The 693-nt window shown below is 58.6% G+C and carries 1 protein-coding gene; it reads right to left on the reverse strand.

What is annotated here, in order from left to right; all coding sequences use genetic code 11:
* Window positions 1-403: (2Fe-2S)-binding protein (locus HLUSI_RS0102330; RefSeq protein WP_016832446.1), on the reverse strand; the 403-nt coding region annotated here is incomplete at its 3' end.
* Window positions 404-693: the final 290 nt, after the last annotated feature.

Below are 693 nucleotides of genomic sequence, written 5' to 3' on the forward strand. Positions count from 1 at the left end.
AGATGTTGCCGCTCATGGCGTCGTCGATGTCCTTGTCGCTTGGGTTGGGTGTGGCACGCAGCAGCGCGGTGGCCGACATGATCTGGCCGGCCTGGCAGTAACCGCATTGCGGTACGCCGAGGGCCATCCAGGCTTCCTGTACCGACTTGCCGATCTTGTCTTCGGCGATGGCTTCGATGGTGGTGATCTTCTTGCCGACGGCAGCCGAGATCGGCGTGATGCAGGAGCGGATCGGTTCGCCGTCGAGGTGCACCGTGCAGGCGCCGCACAGAGCCATGCCGCAACCGAATTTGGTGCCGGTCATGCCGAGCTGGTCGCGCAGGGTCCAGAGGATGGGAGTGTCTTCCGGCAAATCGACGTTGTGCTGTTTGCCGTTGATTGTAAGTACGGTGAGTGCGGGCATTATTGTTCTACCTTTCCGACTTGGGTGGAGACCTAGTGAAGGAATGTTTCGCTGCCACGGGCAAATGTAGCAGCAAATTCCGAGAGATGTCGGAGTATCGCAACGATTGGGCTACAGTGAAATGGACTGTTTCGGAATTCTCGATTCCGTTTTGAGGAATTATCCCGGGACGATTGCAGGTGGTTCCAGCGGGAAGTCGTCGGAGGCCGACAACGTCTCCACCAGCGCGTCGAACACCAGCCGCACGCGTGCCGGTCGCCGCATTGCGCAGGTAATCAATGAATATCTTG

It is taken from the genome of Herbaspirillum lusitanum P6-12 (assembly GCF_000256565.1).
Taxonomy (GTDB): Bacteria; Pseudomonadota; Gammaproteobacteria; order Burkholderiales; family Burkholderiaceae_D; genus Herbaspirillum; species Herbaspirillum lusitanum.